We start from the raw sequence: 15,719 nt of genomic DNA, 5'->3' as shown, positions 1-15,719 counted from the left end.
TCGATCAGCGCACCACCTGGCTTGCCTCGTGCACGAGCTGCGCATAAAGCGCATGACGCTCGCGCGCAATGCGGCCGTCGGCGACTGCTTCGAGAATCGCGCAGCCCGGTTCGTGCAGATGATGGCAGTTGTAAAACCGGCAATTCGCGAGCAGCGGCCGGAATTCGGGAAACGCGCGTTCAAGCTTGCCTTCGGTCAGATGATGGAGGCCGAATTCCTGGAAGCCGGGCGAGTCGATCAGCGCGCCGGCGCCGCCGTGATCGTGATCCTGAGCGGGATCGGCGAGGGGGTACAGGCGCGTGAACGTCGTCGTATGCCGGCCGCTATTGAGCGCAGTCGAGATCTCGCGCGTCGCGGCTTCGGCATCGGGCACGATCAGGTTCACGAGCGTCGATTTGCCCATACCCGACTGCCCCAGCAACAGCGTCGCATGACCGTGCAGATGTTCGATCAACGTGGCACGTGCGGCGTCCGGCTGTGTTCTGATCGACATTTCGAGCACCGTATAGCCGAGTGTTCGGTACAGCGCGAGACGTTGACGCGCAAGCGGCAGTGCGCCCTCGACATCGGTTTTGTTCAGCACGATGAGCGGCTTCAGTTCGTTCGCTTCGGCTGCGACGAGCGCCCGGCCGAGCAGGTCTTCGCTGAAATGCGGCTCGGTCGCGAGCACGATCAGCAACTGATCGAGGTTCGCGGCAAAGAGCTTCGACTTGTACTGATCGGAGCGGTACAGCAGATTGCGCCGCTCGCCGATTTCGACGATCACGCCCTGGTCCGCGGACGTCATCTCATACACGACATGATCGCCGACCGCCACCTCGCTGCGCTTGCCGCGCGGAAAGCACTGGAGCATCGCACCGCCGCCCGACGGCGCGACGATGTAATGGCGCCCATGGGCGGCGATCACGAGCCCGCTCGCGCGGCCTGCGGGTCGCGCGTCTGCCGCACCTCGCGTATCCAGGGAGCCTCTGGCGCCGCGTCTCGCCGGACGGCCGCTCATGCGTGCTGCAGCAGCCGGTCGATCCGCTGCGACGCGGGCGGATGCGAGTAATAGAACGCGGTGTAAAGCGGATCGGGCGTGAGCGTCGACGCGTTGTCCTCATACAGCTTCACGAGCGCGCTGACGAGGTCCTTCGCATCGGTCTGCGAGGCTGCGAACGCATCGGCTTCGAACTCGTGCTTGCGCGAACTGAGGCTGCCAAGCGGCGTAACGAAGAACAGGAACACGGGCACCGCGAGAAAGAACAGCACGAGGGCGAGCCCGTCGTTGCTGCCTGACAGCGACGGCCGCACGCCGAGTCCTTCATAGAACCAGACGCGCTGCGACAGCCACCCGAGCAGCGCGAGCATTGCAAGGCTCAGGGCGAACGTGACGACCATTCGCTTGATCACATGGCGGCGCTTGAAGTGCCCGAGTTCGTGCGCGAGCACCGCTTCGATTTCGCTGCCCGAGAGGCGCGCGAGCAGCGTATCGAAGAACACGATGCGCTTGGCGGCGCCAAACCCCGTGAAGTACGCGTTGCCATGCGCGGAGCGGCGGCTGCCGTCCATCACGAAGAGGCCCTTGGCGGCGAAACCGCAACGCTTCATCAGCGCTTCGATGCGGCTTTTCAGCGCTTCGTCCTTCAGCGGTTCGAACTTGTTGAAGATCGGCGCGATCAGCGTCGGATACAGCACGAGCACGAGCATCTGGAACGCGACCCAGACGATCCACGTCCACAGCCACCAGAGGCTGCCTGCCTGGTCCATCAGCCACAGCACGACGAACAGCAGCGGCAGGCCGAACGCGGCGCCGAGCAGCACGCCCTTGACGCGATCGGCGAAGAAGATGCGCTTTGTCATCCGGTTGAAGCCGAAGCGTTCCTCGACGCTGAACTGCCGGTAGTAATCGAACGGCAGGTCGACGATGCCGGTGATCGCGACGACCGCTGCGACGAGCACGATCTGGCCGATATAGCCGCGCCCGAGCCAGCCCGAAATGCCGAAATCGAGCGCCTCTACGCCGCCCAACAGCGTGAGGCCGATCAGCACGGCCGCGCTGACGACGATCTCGGCCATCGTGAGCCGCGTACGTTCGACCGTGTAGTCGGCGGCGCGCTGATGCGCGGTGAGAGGAATCTTCGCGGCGAACTGCGGCGGCACATCGGCGCGATGCGCCGCGACGAAGCGGATCTGGCGCGACGCAAGCCACAGCTTCGTCACGACCATCGCCAGAACGGCGATCACGAACAGAATGGAGAAGTACACAATGGGCATCCGGAAGTCCGTGGTAACTATGCGACAATTATAGAGTTGTTCGTGCCGGCGGGCGCCTTCCACATAGGCCGTACAGGGCAACCGGAACGGCCCGCTCGAGGGCCGACCCGGAAGCCAACCCAGAAGCCAACCCGAAAGGCCGCCCCGGGCTACCCCGCCGGATTCTCACCTGAGCCGATCTCCGATGACCGACATCCTCAATTCCACCGCCGCACCGCTCGCATCGCTTGCGCGCAGCGAAATGAACCTCATCTGGCTCGACATGGAAATGACCGGGCTCGATCCGGACAACGACCGCATTATCGAAATCGCGGTCGTCGTCACGAATTCGCAGCTCGACAAGGTGGTTGAAGGCCCGGTTCTCGCCATCCATCAAAGCGACGAAACGCTCGGCAAGATGGACGAGTGGAATCGCAATACGCACGGCCGTTCGGGCCTGATCGACCGCGTGCGCGCATCCGCTGTCGACGAAGCCGCCGCCACCGCGCAGATTCGCGCGTTTCTCGGCGAATATGTGCCGCCCGGCAAATCGCCGATGTGCGGCAACTCGATTTGCCAGGACCGTCGCTTCATGGCGCGCTGGATGCCGGAACTCGAAGCGTTCTTCCATTACCGGAACCTCGACGTCAGCACGCTGAAAGAACTGTGCCGGCGCTGGCAGCCCGCGATCTACAAAGGGTTTCAGAAGCGCGCGATGCATACTGCGCTCGCCGATATCCACGAATCGATCGACGAACTGCGCTACTACCGCCAGCATTTCCTGATTCCGGAAGCCAGTATGCCGATGACGGACGCACCGGCGAAATGAGCCGGAAGCGAGCCTGGAAGCAAGCCGCGAAGCACGTCGCGTAGTGGCCTGAAGCAACCGCAACGCCGCCCGCCTGCGTGAAAGGCGCCGACGAGCAGCAGGCGCCTTCTTCTCCTGCGCGTTGCCTTCAGCGCGGCGCGCGCACCGCATTCTTTGGCCGGAACGCCGCGACCACGGCCGCATTCGTTTCGATGTACGGGCCGCCGATCAGATCGATGCAATAGGGCACCGCGGCAAAGATGCCCGGCACCTTCACGTTTCCGTCGGCGTCGCGCAAACCCTCGAGCGTCTCCCGAATCGATTTCGGCTGGCCCGGCAGGTTCACGATCAGCGCCGCACGCGCGGGCGTTTCGCGGATCACCGCGACCTGTCGCGACAGGATCGCGGTCGGCACGAAGTTCAGGCTGATCTGACGCATCTGTTCGCCGAACCCTGGCATTTCCTTCGTTCCCGCCGCGAGCGTCGCCTCGGGCGTCACGTCGCGCCGCGATGGGCCCGTGCCGCCGGTCGTCAGCACGAGGTCGCAGCCGGCTTCGTCGACGAGTTCGATCAAGGTCGACGTGATGGTCGGCGCATCGTCCTGGATCAGGCGCGTGATGCTGCGCCACGGCGAGCTCAGGGCGCCGCCGAGCCATTCTTCGAGCGACGGGATGCCTTTGTCTTCATAGACGCCGGTGCTTGCGCGGTCGCTGATCGAAACGAGGCCGACGATCAGCTCGTCGGGGTGGCTGCGGGTGGGGCCAGGCGCGGGCTTGGCTGCGGGGTCAACTGCGGAGTTAGTTGCGGGAGTCGTCATCGTCGTCTTCCTCGACGTCGGAATCGTTATCGGTATCTGAACTGCCGCCCATCTGCACGCCGCCGGCCAGCTTGATCCACTGGAACAGCTCGCGGAAGTAGCGCGGCGGCTTGCCGAGCTGCGCTTCCTTGCGCGCGTTGCGGATCAGCGTGCGGCCTTCCTGCGGATCCGCCGACGGGTATTGGCGGATGAAGTCGGTCAGCGCGGCATCGTCGGCGAGCAGCGCCTCGCGCGTGCGTTCGATCCAGTGCAGCTTCGCGGTTTCGGCGCGGTTCGCGCCGTTGTACGTGTCGAGCGCGCTGCGCAAGGCGGCCGTTTCTTCGTCGGAGAGCGAGCGCATCACTCGTCCGACGTATTGAAGCTGGCGGCGCCTGCCTTCGTGGTCGGTGATGCGGCGCGCCTCGCGGACCGCTTCGTCGAGCGCTTCAGGCATCGGCATGCGCTTGAGCGCGTCTTTCGGCAGTTCGACGAGCGCCGCGCCGAGTGTCTGCAGCGCATGCATCTCGCGCTTCAGTTGCGATTTGCTCGGGCGGTCGTAGCCGTGGTCGACGTCGGCGGCGTCCCCGCCCGACATAGGTTGAATACGGGTTTTGCGTGTCATGCCCGATATTGTAACGTGCGCGTTTCAGGACATCTGCATGGAAACCGCGGGCGCATGCGACGAACCTGCTGCAAAGCCCAGGTGAGTCTGCGCGGACCTTGTTATGATCACGTGATGCGCGCTGACATCAATCATCATGCGCAACCCAGCGCGTCACCGCCACTCGGGTCCTGCCCGGCGCGAGCGCGGTACGCCAATCGAGGATGGCAATCACAATGGCAGCAGATATCGAAACCGAAGCCCGGCAGCGTTTTTTTCCGCATACCCAGGACGAGCTCAAGCAGATCGCGTCGGACATTCTTCGCCATGCGAAGTCGCTCGGCGCAAGCGATGCGGCGACCGAAATTTCCGAAGGCGACGGCCTGTCCGTCTCGGTGCGGCGCGGCGAGGTCGAAACGATCGAGCACAACCGCGACAAGATGGTCGGCGTGACGGTGTTTATCGGCAACAAGCGCGGCAATGCGAGCACCTCCGATTTTTCGCCCGAAGCGCTGAAAGATACGGTGACCGCCGCGTACAACATCGCGCGCTTCACGGCTGAGGACGACTGCGCAGGTCTCGCCGAAGACGAACTGCTCGAAAAGGCGCCGCAGGATCTCGATCTCTATCACCCGTGGAATCTGTCCGCCGACGAAGCGGTCGAGATCGCACGCCGTGCCGAAGATGCCGCGTTTGCCACCGACGCGCAGATCCGCAATTCCGAAGGCGCGAGCGTCTCGGCGCAGCATTCGCAGTTCGTGCTTGGCACGTCGCGCGGCTTCCTCGCCGGCTATCCGTACTCGCGGCACTACGTCGCGTGCGCGCCGATCGCGGGCAGCGGCCGCAACATGCAGCGCGACGACTGGTACACGTCCAGGCGCAGCGCCACCGAACTCGCAGACCCGGAGGCGGTCGGCCGTTATGCGGCCGAACGCGCGCTTGCGCGCATCGGCGCGCGCGGCCTCGATACGCGCAAGGTGCCGGTGCTGTTCGAAGCGCCGCTCGCGGCCGGGCTGCTCGGCGCGTTCGTGCAGGCAACGAGCGGCGGCGCGCTCTATCGCAAGACGACGTTTCTCGTCGACAGCCTCGGCCAGCCGGTGTTCGCGCCGCACGTGCAGATCGTCGAAGACCCGCATGTGCCGCGTGCGATGGGCAGCGCGCCGTTCGACGAAGAGGGCGTGCGCACGCGGCAGCGCTCCGTCGTGAAGGACGGCGTGGTCGAAGGCTATTTCCTGTCCACCTATTCGGCGCGCAAGCTCGGCATGCCGACCACCGGCAATGCGGGCGGCTCGCACAACATCTCGCTGAAGAGTTCGCTCACGCGGGCCGACGACGATTTCGAAGCGATGCTGAAGAAGCTCGGCACGGGTTTGCTGTTGACCGAGCTGATGGGACAGGGCGTCAATTACGTGACCGGCGATTATTCGCGCGGTGCGTCGGGCTTCTGGGTCGAGAACGGCAAGATCCAGTATCCGGTCGAAGAGATCACGGTGGCGAGCACGCTGCAGGAGATGTTCCGCCATATCGTCGCAATCGGCGCCGATACGATCGTGCGCGGCACGAAGCAAACGGGCTCGGTGCTGATCGAGCGGATGACGATCGCGGGGCAGTGAGACGTCGCGGCGGCCAGCCGCCGGACCAGCCGCTAAAGTGCCATCGCAAGTCCGCCGCGGAAGACAATCGCCACACTGCGCGCACCTGCGCTGCGTGGCGATTTCCCTTTCTAGCGCTGGTTTTTGCGGCGATAAGTGACGAACGCGTAGTCGAACGCGTTCGGCGGATTCGCGCGGTGCGCTTCGCGTGACACTTCTTCCCATTCGCGCGGGTCGGGCGCCGGGAAGGTCGTATCGCCTTCGAAGTCTGCGGCGATTTCCGTGACGATCAGTCTGTGCGCCTCGCGCAAGCCGTCTTCATAAAGCTGCGCGCCGCCGATCAGAAATGCTTCGGGCGCCTGATCCTGCGCAGCGAGCTCGAGCGCGGCCGCGAGGCTCGTTACCGTATCGCAGCCGTCGTAGCGGCGCGTCGCATCGCGCGACACGACGATATTGCGGCGGCCCGGCAACACGCGGCCGATCGATTCGTGCGTCTTGCGGCCCATCACGATCGGCGCGCCCATCGTCGTGCGCTTGAAGAATGCGAGGTCTTCGGGAAGCCGCCAGGGCAGCTGGTTATCGCGGCCGATCACGCCGTTGCGGGCGCGAGCGACGATCAGGGTCAGCGTTGTCATGGGAAGAAGGCGAGAAAATCGGTTCGCAGCGATTCTACCCGACGCGCGCGCACGCGCCTCGCCGTTTCCCGTCTTGCCGGTTCCGTTGTTCGCGCGGCCAGGCAAGAGAACGCGCTCACTCCCGCACGTCGCTTTCTCCCGGAAACATACCCTTGTCGTCGCCGTTCGTGGAATCGCGCAAACCATGCGAACCCATAAGCCGATACAACGTGACGCGCGAAATGCCGAGATCCGCGGCCGCCTCGTTCAGGCGATGCCGATGCCTTAACAGCGCGGCCTCGATCGCACGCTTTTCCGCCGCTTCGCGGGCCTGCGCGAGCGAGATCGTCTGCTGCGCGCTGTAGTTCGCGAGATCGAGATCGTCGGCCGAAATCAGCTTGGTCTCCGCCATCACGATCGCGCGCCGTACTCGGTTGATCAGTTCGCGCACATTGCCCGGCCAGTTGTAGTTGTACATCGCTTCGATCGCCGACGGCGTGAAGCCGCGAATCTTGCGCGCGCTGTCGCATTTGAACTTGTGCAGAATGTGATGCGCAAGAATTTCGATGTCCTTGCCGCGTGTGCGCAGCGGCGGCTCGTCGACGCGCAGCACGCACAGACGGTGAAACAGGTCCGCGCGGAAGCGTCCTTCGCGCATCGCATCTTCGAGATCGACGTGCGTCGCCGAAATGATGCGCACATCGACGGCAATCGATTCATGCCCGCCGAGGCGCTCGATCTTGCCTTCCTGCAGAAAGCGCAACAGGCTCGCCTGGCTTTCCATCGGCAGGTCGCCGATTTCGTCGAGGAACAGCGTGCCGCCACTGGCCGCTTCGACCCGCCCGATCTTGCGCTGATTCGCGCCGGTAAAGGCGCCGCGCTCGTAGCCGAACAGTTCGGACTGCAACAGGTGATGCGGAATCGCGCCGCAGTTGATGGCGACGAACGGCGCATTGCGGCGCGGCGAACGCTCGTGAATCGCGACCGCGGTCAGTTCCTTGCCGGTGCCCGATTCGCCGGAGATGAACACCGGTGCGTCGGTGTTCGCCACCTTGCGTATCGTGCGGAACAACGCCTGCATCGCATCGCAGGTGCCGACCATCTCGTCATCCTCGTGCGCGACATCGGCGGTCACGTCGGCATCGTATAGCGCGACCATGCCGAACGCGTGGCCGACCAGATAATCGATCGTTGCGTGCGCCACGGGCATCTTCACGTAATCGAAACAGTAGTGGCGGATCAGGCGCCGCACTTCCGCGTCCGCGAGCCGCTCCGTGTTCGCGAGCGCGATCCAGCCGACCTGCTGCTGGCGCAGGCTCGCTTCGAGCGACGCGAGGTCGCGCAACGCGAAGCTCGCCATATCGACGATGCCCGCGCAGGCGGCGTCCGGCTTCAGCAGCCGGCCCGTCTCATGCGCGGAGCGCGCGGTCAGCACAGACCAGGCGCGGCTTTTCAGATGCGCGACGAGCGTGTCGTCGGGCGTGCGTGCGACATAGACCAGCGTGCGCTCGTTGCGCGCGCTCGCGCCTGTCGTATCGGCCGTTCGCGCATCTTGCGCGCCCGGCGCGACTGGCGCGCCTGTCGAGGGCGGCGGAGTGCGCGCGGCCGAGAGGGGCGGGCGGCCTGGCGCGACTTTCGGCACGGAAGTCAGATGAGAGGGTTCACGCACGATCAGCCTCGTCTCGATGACACATCAAAAAGTGTAGGGAAAGCGCAATCCGACCACGAAGTTCGGTGCATCGGGCGTCATGCCGATCGACACCGTGCCGTTGATCGTCAGGTGCTGGTTGACTACATGGTTCAAACCGAAATTGAGCACGGCCGCAGTCGTTTCGCTGCCGGGCACGTCCTGGTAGCTCCCGCCCGGCGCTTTCGTCTTCGACGACGGCTCGAGTGCGAGCGTGTACGAGATGCTGGCCGAGTCCTTGTCGGAAAACGCGAGCGCGACACCGCCGCCGATCTGCACGATGTCGCCGAGCTTCACGGTCGCCGGTTGCGTTTGCCCCTGTACCGACGAGATATCCCCGAAAGAACGCGCGACGTTATACGTGTACGAGAGGCTTCCAAACAGCACGATCGGGTCATACGTCTTCAGTACCGACAAACCGGCCGTTATATTCCAGAAGCCTGTGCCGGTCGGCAGCTCCGACGGTGCGACGAGATTCGTGTTGTCGGGCGTCAGCTGCACGACCTTGATGCCGAACGGCGAGGTGCCCGTCGGCGCTTTCACGCGCAGGCTGCCGACCACATCCGGAATACTGTTGGTCTCCTTGAGCAGCTGATAGTAAATGCCGAAGTTGACGTCGCCGATCGCATGCGAGTTCACCGAGGCATCGGAAAGCGTGCTCGCCGAACCGCCCGCGCCGCCGACGATAAACGTGCTGTGACGATAGACATACGGCACATCGACGTCGACGCTGATGCGGTCGGTCAGGCCATAACGGACGTCGAGGTCCGACATCACCTGATGCGATTTCGTTTCGCCGAGGTTGATGTTGCCGAGGAAGATTGCATCGAGCGCAAGGAAGCCCGATAGCTGCAACTGGCGGCGGTCGTAGTACGTGTCGCTGATGCCCCAGTCGAGCGTGAGCTTGTGATCGAAGAGCGGCGCATGCTCGCGCTGCACGACGGCCTCTTCCGCCTGCGTGCGCACCGGTTCAGCGGCTTTCTGCGTCGTGCCGATCGCGCCGCCGGGGGCGACCGGCGCGCCGGGCGCAGTCGAACCGGTCGCGGTCGACCCTTCGGGCGCCGGCGGATTGACCGGCACACCGGTCGCGGTGCTGCTGCCCTGGCCGCCGGGCACCGGTGCACCGGGCGTCACCTGCGCAAGCTGCGGCAACGGCATCGGCAAGCCGTCGGCGCCTGGTTGTCCGGCGACCGCCGTCGAGCGGGGCGCGCCGTGTCCCGGTGCGCCGCGGCCGCGCTGCGCCATCTCCAGATTCGTCATCTGGCGCTCGAGCGATTGAATTTGCCGCTGCTGCTCGTCGACGACGCGCATCAGCTGATTGAGCCGCTCTTCCATCGATTGATTGGCAATGGCCTGCGCGGCCGCCCCCTGTGTCCATGCAAACATCACTGCTGCAGCCGGAATGGCCGCGAGAGCAAGACGGGGCCTCCCGGTCCTTGTATCGGCAATCATGTTTTTTATTCCCCCGGTCAAGCAGGCCGCGCGTCGCTGTTGTTATGCCTCGCGCGGACCTCGTCCCCTGTCTTTCATTGCTGCCTTGTGTCATGCGGTGCGCGTGGCGGCCCGCCGCTGTCTCCGTTGTTTGCCCCGTTGTTGCTTCCCGCTTTGTCTCGCTACTGGTCTCCTGCGCTGCCTTCTTGCCTTCTTGCCTTCTTGCCTTCTTGCTTTCTTGCTTTCTTGCTTTCTTGCTTTCTTGCTTTCCTGCCTTCTGCCAGACGTCTCCCGTTGTCCGCTGCCGTTACCTGCCGCGCACCGGTCTGCCGCACTGCGCTTCGCATTAGCGTCTTGCATTGATCGCGTTCTGCAGCGCCTGCAGCACACCGGCCTGGCGTAGCGACGCCGACGACATCTGCGCGGTCCGCAACTGCAGTTGCAACTGGTTCGCGACCTGCTGGTCATTGCCTGCGATCTGCAGCATCTGCGCAATCGATCCGGCCTGACCCCTGCCCGGCGCGATCGTTTGCGTCGCCATGCCGGCCGGCGTCTGCAGCGCGACGCTCACGCCGCCGTTGCCGAACGTGATGCCCGCCCTGATCGTGCCGTTCGCGTTCGATGCGCTCGCACTCGTCGCGCCATTGCCGCTTGCCGGTGGCAGCGCGTTGCCGGTGAAACCGATCTGCGCCGCGTTCACGCCGATGTTGCTGTTGCCTGCCACCTGCGTAACCTGAGAAACGCCGTTTACCGCGATTCGCTGGCCACCGTCGACGTGCGCGGACGGATCCGCGCCGCTGTTGCGCCCGCTGCCGCTCGCGACACGCGCCGTCGCGTTGATCGTCGCGCTCATCTGGTTGGCCGCGTTTTGCGCGACTGCGAGCGAACCTTGTGCGATCGCGCTTGCGCCGTTCGGCAGATTCCATTGCGACAACAGATTCAGCACGAAGCCGGAGATCATCTGCCCGTTCGCGAACTTGCCGGTCTGACTTGCGAGCACGTCGTCGCCGACGGGCTGCCATCTGATCGTCTCCAGACCGCCATCGCGCGCCGAATCGCGTGCCGACAGAAACGCGGGCATCGGTGCTGTCCCGCCAGCTTCCGCTGCGCACGCGGTGCTCGCTGCCCCGAGCGCTGCGGTCGTGATGGCGGCGCGCGCTACGGTTGCGAGCAACGCACGATTGCTGATTGAGAGTTCGCGCTTCATGATGGGCTCAGAACAGCTCGGCCCGTGACAGGCCGTATTCGACAAAAGGTGTCGCGGCGGCGCCGGTTGCGAGCGCGCCCGCACGCAGCTTCAACGCCAGCGACTCGTTGTCCTGCAACAGCGGCGAATCCTCCCTGAATGGCTTGCCGACCACGGCGAACACGAGCCCGTTCCACGTCTTCGAGAAATCCTCTTCGAGGAGGATCCGGTTGCCGAGCGCCGGGTCCGCGATAAAAACGCGGCCGTTCTCCGCATGTTTGACGATCACGAAATGCTCATAGCCGTCGATGTTCATCAACACCATCACGGGGATCTGCAGGTGATACAACGCGTCCGGATTGACCCGGAACCCTCTGCCGCGCAGCCCGATCGTCTCGACGAATTTCTTCATGTCGAGCATCGAAAAACCGTTCTTGACCACGATGTCCGGCGACGAGAAAACCATCATCCGGCGGATCAGTTCCGTCTCGGGAATATCGATGCCGTAGCCATATTTGAGGAGCGTCGCGAGCGCGGCCGCGCCGCAGCTGTAGTCGAACTGCTGGCTCACGATATGGCTGTAGCGGATATCCCTCATCGAGCGAACCGTTTTGGTCAGCGGAATACCTGCGAGGGTAGACGTATCGATGCTCGCTTGTGCGTGGGCTGTCGCACACAACGTGCAACATGAGAACGCCAGGGCGAGCGGTGACGCCGGGAAGCTGACAAACCCGGACATGCTGGTCTCCTTCATACCTCACACGGAGGCTGTGCACCGGCTGCCTGTTCGGCAGCCGGTGCATGCCGCGTGATGGCTATATGGCTTTCTGGGCCTGCTTCACGTTATTTGCTTCGTAGTGCGACATCCTAGTGGCCGCTATTGAGCGCGGCGATCGCGAGGCCGTTGTGCTGCAGGTTGCCGGCGCCGCCCGCGATATTCACGCCGATGTTGCCGGATGCACCCGCAAGCGTATTGGCGCCGAGCATCGCGGTGCCCTGGAACTGTCCGCGCACCGCCATGTTCGCGGATTGCGAGTTCTCGTCCGTGGCCACCATCGCGGTCGTCATCGCCGTGCCGGCGTTGGTCGTCGTCACCGCGCCCGCAAGGCTGTTGTTCTGCACGTTGCCGATACCCGATGCGACGTTCACGCCGACATTACCCGTCACGTGCGACAGCGAACCGTCGCCGACCGATGCGTTCAGATTGAAGTTATTGATCTTCGCGCTGCCGCCCGAACCTTGCGAGTTGAAGATCTGTGCGTTGCCGAACACATTGCCGACGTCGACCGACGCGAGCGCGACATCGTTGCTCTGCGCGTTGTCGATGCCTTCCGCGATGTTGATGCCGAGATTGCCCGAGACGCCCGACGCGGCGTTGCTGCCCGTGCTCGCGTTGAGCGTGCCCGGCGCCTGGGTATTGACGTACTGCGTCACGGAACCGCTGGTCTTTTCGTCGACCGTGGTGAGCTTGTCGTTCACGTTATAGCCCCAGCTCTTCGACGCCGACGAAGACGTCGAGAACGAGGACGAACCCGAATGCGACTCCGAGCTCGACTTCGAGTCGTTGTGCGCATACGTGAGCGTCGTGCTCGCCGACCGGTTGCCCGAGCCGCTGTTCGACGCCTGCGCGGACCAGCTCTGCGACGCGTTCTTGTGCTGGCTTTCGGTGTCGCTATGGCTCGTGTTCAGATGGCCGGACGCGTTGGCGTTAAGCGAGTCCGACGAGCTCGACATATGGTTCTTGTCGTATGAGCCGCTCGCGTGGGCCTGCGCTTCTTCGGAAACGCTCGTCGAATGATCTTTAGAGCCTCCCCAGTACTTGCCGTGCGAGCTGTAGCTCGTCGAAGCGGACGCGCCGCCGGAGAACTTGCCGCTGAAGTTGCCCGACTGCGAATTCGAATGCTTGCTGTTGTCGCTAAGCGAAATGCCGGCGTCGAACGACGACGCACTATTGCTTGCATGGCCGCTGTCGCTCGACTGGTGATATTCGCTCGACGCGCTCGCCTTGGCCTGGTTTGCGTATGCATAGTTGCTCGATGTGCTGACGGTCGTGGTGGAATTCGCGTTGTGCGAGCTCGACGACGAACGCGACGACGAATGACTGTCGCTGGTCGAGAACGCGCTGTTGGCCCATACGGTGTTGCTGCCCGTGCCGCTCACGCTGTTTGTTGCATTGTTGACACGCGTGGTCAGCGCGCCGCGCATGTAGCTTTGCGCCTGCGGGTCGAGCGATGCATGGACATACACGTTCTGCGTGTTGTGGACGACGGCGCCCGCGGTGCTCGAGACGGATACGCAGCCGAACAGGCGCACGAATCCTTCAATACCGATCTGCTCGCCGACCATCGTCGCATTGAAGAGATACGGATTCTTCACCTGTCCTGCGAACACGCTGCCGGATGCCGCGGCAAGGACCGCTGCCGCAATCAGGGTGCGCTTGAGTTTCATGATCTCGCTCCGATACTTATTGGTCAGTTAGAAAAGAGTGCCCGCCGGGGGACGGAGCACAAAACTGTTCGCCGTGGCATTGCCGGCTCCGGCAGTCTGGTTGATCTGCACGATGCCATTGACGTTTCTGAAGGCCTCGTTGGAGATGGTTGCCTCCCTCGCGTCGTGAACCGCGTTCGCTCGCGCCAGACCACCGTTTTTCGGGACCATTGCGGACAACACGCTGTCCGAAACGGTCTCGACTCCGATCGCAGCAGTGCCGAATTGCACACTGTTGCGCTGGAGATTGCCCGCGCCCGCGGACTGGTTGACCAGTACGGCGCCGGATGTATTCGAAAATGCGTTGCCCGCAATCGATGCGCGCGCGCTCGCGACTTTCGCGGACGCACTCGCGCTCTGTACGCTCGCGTTGTCGTTGGCGGCCGAGCCGCCGGTCGAGATCGTCAGCTGGTTGGCCTGCGCGTTGTTGATGCCCGCGGCTTCATTGACGGTGATCGCGCCCGTTGCGCCGACGGCCGCGCCCGTTGCGATGCCCGCCTCGCCGGCGATGCGCGCGAGCGCCTGGGCATGCGCCAGCTGTGCCGTGCATGCGAACGTCGCGGCGGCGCCGGCGACCGTGAGGGCCGCATAAGCGGCACGGGCGATCTTTATCGTGACGCTGATGCTCGAGCGGCGAGCGTTCATTTGAGACCTCCCAATGCGCCGCCTGGCGCACTCGACAGCGGCGCGAGCGCGCCCGTCACCGACGACGAAATCGTGCCGCCGATGCTGGCCGCCGGCTGGCCGATGCCGCCCGCGCCGAGTGCGACGTTATTGCCGGTCGTGTTGCCGGAGAGAATCCGCGTGACCGCCTGCATGCCGGTGCCGGCGAGCACGCCCGGCGAGCTCAGGCCGGTCGATCCGCGCGCATGGGTCAGATCGGAGTCGGACGCGAGCTGCGCCATCGCCGGGTTGAAGCTGTTCGCGGGGAACGTGGTCGCGCTAGATAGTATGGGTTCCTGATTGTTTGGAACCGAAACAAACGCATTACGCGGTGCGACCTCACGTTCGAGCACGATGTCGCCGGGGTTCGCGACCTGCTGCGCGTGTGCGGCGCAAGCAATGAAGGCGATGCATGAGCCGGCGAGCGCGGCGGCCAGGGACGGCCGTGCAAACGTAAGCCGACCGCGTGAAGTCCGCATCGATACGTTCGACGATGCCTTCACGGTTGCATTAAGCGACGCGTTCATGAATACCCCGACAGCGTGTTGTTGAAAACTGGTTGTTAATTGGTTGTTACGTCGCCGCATTCCTTCCCGCTCACTTTCTGAGGTAATTCGCGACGTTGCTTTGCGCCGCGCGTCCCGCATCGACCGGAACCGGCAGCGGAGCGGGCGGTGCAATCTCGTCCCACAGCGTGACCGACGAGCCGCGCAACAGGTCCGGCGTGGCCGCGATCATCGTGAATCCGGTCGCACCGCCGCGTTGCCGCGCAAGCATGTGGTCATCGAGGGGAACGTCGTTCATCGAAACGACATTGGCGGGCGTGTTCAATACCCATGTCAGCGCATCGTTCTGACTATCGGCAACTGCCTCTCGTGGGGCCGCTGCAGGCATGATGTCCGGGACGGCGGCGCGTCGGGCGTCGGAAGCCGTCGACGCAGCGGATTCCTGAGCGAACGCCTCAAGGGGCAGGGCGAACAGCAGCGTGCTGATGGCGAGCGTTGCGCCGAGCGCTGCGACGCCGGCACGCGAGCGTTCGGAAACAGCACGAATACGCCCGCCGATCAGGCCGGCAGTGGTGTGGCGATGGCATGAAGCGCCGCGGGAAACGTGTCGCATGATGTGTCTCCTTGGTGCCGCACATTTAGCGAAACATATGCCATATCGAGCATTCCGTTGATGCAGCAGGCCTGGATGTAAAGGCAGGCGCGCGCGGATCCGGAAATCGGCTGAAAACGTTTCAGCGTTGATACGACACCGGCAATAGTGCGATTTGGACGATTGCTTGCTCACGCAACGATTCGTTTGCGGCAAATAAAGTATGGTGAATGCGCGCAATGTTTTTATTCAGAAAGAACTTACCTGCAGCTATTTGTGCCCGGTCAGCCTTACCTAATCAAGGATTACTCAATTAATTTGCATATTTGTTTTTCGAAGCGCCGTACGTATAGTAAGCTCTCGACTACAGCACAAGTTTTAAAAAAGCCCATTCATGGGCCGTTCAATACAAAGCGCCGTTTTTCGGGGATCAGCTGTCCGTACGGAATGGAATGGCCGTTCGGTTTTCGTTGTATTAGCGAATCCCGATGCGAATAGACGTAACTGAGGAATGCGAGAAT

15 protein-coding genes are annotated in these 15,719 nt (G+C 63.6%); 2 read left to right on the top strand and 13 right to left on the bottom strand.

The window, feature by feature from the left end:
* Positions 1-4: 4 nt before the first annotated feature.
* Together rsgA and QYH69_RS32050 are read right to left on the bottom strand one after the other, a co-directional pair.
* Positions 5-1,000, bottom strand: a complete 996-nt coding sequence (gene rsgA / locus QYH69_RS32055) for a ribosome small subunit-dependent GTPase A (RefSeq protein ID WP_308835686.1) — start codon at positions 998-1,000, stop codon at positions 5-7.
* On the bottom strand, positions 997-2,256 hold the full coding sequence (locus QYH69_RS32050) for a M48 family metallopeptidase (protein ID WP_308835685.1): 1,260 nt from the start codon (positions 2,254-2,256) through the stop codon (positions 997-999). The genes rsgA and QYH69_RS32050 overlap by 4 nt, the downstream gene beginning before the upstream one ends.
* 184 nt (positions 2,257-2,440) lie before the next feature.
* On the opposite strand from QYH69_RS32050, the gene orn reads away from it, so the two are divergent.
* Positions 2,441-3,064, top strand: coding sequence for an oligoribonuclease (orn, locus tag QYH69_RS32045; RefSeq protein ID WP_308835684.1), 624 nt, complete (start codon positions 2,441-2,443; stop codon positions 3,062-3,064).
* Positions 3,065-3,191: 127 nt separating this feature from the next.
* Here orn and mog read toward each other — a convergent pair whose 3' ends face one another.
* Together mog and yjgA are read right to left on the bottom strand one after the other, a co-directional pair.
* Positions 3,192-3,860, bottom strand: a complete 669-nt coding sequence (gene mog, locus QYH69_RS32040) for a molybdopterin adenylyltransferase (protein WP_308835683.1) — start codon at positions 3,858-3,860, stop codon at positions 3,192-3,194.
* Positions 3,841-4,461: a ribosome biogenesis factor YjgA gene (gene yjgA, locus QYH69_RS32035; RefSeq protein ID WP_308835682.1), complete on the bottom strand. Its 621-nt coding sequence runs from the start codon at positions 4,459-4,461 to the stop codon at positions 3,841-3,843. Before yjgA ends, mog begins: the two co-directional genes overlap by 20 nt.
* 215 nt (positions 4,462-4,676) lie before the next feature.
* On the opposite strand from yjgA, the gene pmbA reads away from it, so the two are divergent.
* Positions 4,677-6,053: a metalloprotease PmbA gene (pmbA, locus tag QYH69_RS32030; protein WP_308835681.1), complete on the top strand. Its 1,377-nt coding sequence runs from the start codon at positions 4,677-4,679 to the stop codon at positions 6,051-6,053.
* A 110-nt stretch (positions 6,054-6,163) separates the two neighbouring features.
* On the opposite strand, the gene QYH69_RS32025 is transcribed toward pmbA, so the two are convergent.
* From QYH69_RS32025 to QYH69_RS31985, 9 genes are all read right to left on the bottom strand, one after another.
* Positions 6,164-6,667 (bottom strand): dihydrofolate reductase, encoded by a 504-nt coding sequence (locus tag QYH69_RS32025; protein ID WP_308835680.1) that lies wholly within the window; start codon positions 6,665-6,667, stop codon positions 6,164-6,166.
* A gap of 115 nt (positions 6,668-6,782) precedes the next feature.
* Positions 6,783-8,315 (bottom strand): sigma-54 dependent transcriptional regulator, encoded by a 1,533-nt coding sequence (locus QYH69_RS32020; protein WP_308835679.1) that lies wholly within the window; start codon positions 8,313-8,315, stop codon positions 6,783-6,785.
* Positions 8,316-8,339: 24 nt separating this feature from the next.
* The gene (locus QYH69_RS32015; protein WP_374992544.1) at positions 8,340-9,719 is read right to left on the bottom strand and encodes a hypothetical protein; all 1,380 of its coding nucleotides are present in this window, start codon (positions 9,717-9,719) and stop codon (positions 8,340-8,342) included.
* A gap of 391 nt (positions 9,720-10,110) precedes the next feature.
* Positions 10,111-10,971 carry a peptidase C39 gene (locus QYH69_RS32010; RefSeq protein ID WP_308835677.1) on the bottom strand — a complete coding sequence of 287 codons (861 nt, stop codon included), beginning with the start codon at positions 10,969-10,971 and terminating at the stop codon, positions 10,111-10,113.
* A gap of 7 nt (positions 10,972-10,978) precedes the next feature.
* Positions 10,979-11,689 carry a C39 family peptidase gene (locus QYH69_RS32005; RefSeq protein ID WP_308835676.1) on the bottom strand — a complete coding sequence of 237 codons (711 nt, stop codon included), beginning with the start codon at positions 11,687-11,689 and terminating at the stop codon, positions 10,979-10,981.
* A gap of 128 nt (positions 11,690-11,817) precedes the next feature.
* Positions 11,818-13,398 carry a hypothetical protein gene (locus QYH69_RS32000; protein ID WP_308835675.1) on the bottom strand — a complete coding sequence of 527 codons (1,581 nt, stop codon included), beginning with the start codon at positions 13,396-13,398 and terminating at the stop codon, positions 11,818-11,820.
* Between the two features lie 27 nt (positions 13,399-13,425).
* Positions 13,426-14,082 (bottom strand): hypothetical protein, encoded by a 657-nt coding sequence (locus QYH69_RS31995; RefSeq protein WP_308835674.1) that lies wholly within the window; start codon positions 14,080-14,082, stop codon positions 13,426-13,428.
* Positions 14,079-14,627 carry a hypothetical protein gene (locus tag QYH69_RS31990; RefSeq protein ID WP_308835673.1) on the bottom strand — a complete coding sequence of 183 codons (549 nt, stop codon included), beginning with the start codon at positions 14,625-14,627 and terminating at the stop codon, positions 14,079-14,081. The genes QYH69_RS31995 and QYH69_RS31990 overlap by 4 nt, the downstream gene beginning before the upstream one ends.
* A gap of 70 nt (positions 14,628-14,697) precedes the next feature.
* Positions 14,698-15,393 (bottom strand): hypothetical protein, encoded by a 696-nt coding sequence (locus QYH69_RS31985; RefSeq protein ID WP_374992543.1) that lies wholly within the window; start codon positions 15,391-15,393, stop codon positions 14,698-14,700.
* Between the last annotated feature and the right edge of the window lie 326 nt (positions 15,394-15,719).

The sequence above is a fragment of the Paraburkholderia sp. SARCC-3016 genome, assembly GCF_031119615.1.
Classification (GTDB): domain Bacteria; phylum Pseudomonadota; class Gammaproteobacteria; order Burkholderiales; family Burkholderiaceae; genus Paraburkholderia.
Note: the sequence above shows the minus strand (reverse complement) of the source record. Positions and strands in the feature narration are given on the sequence as shown.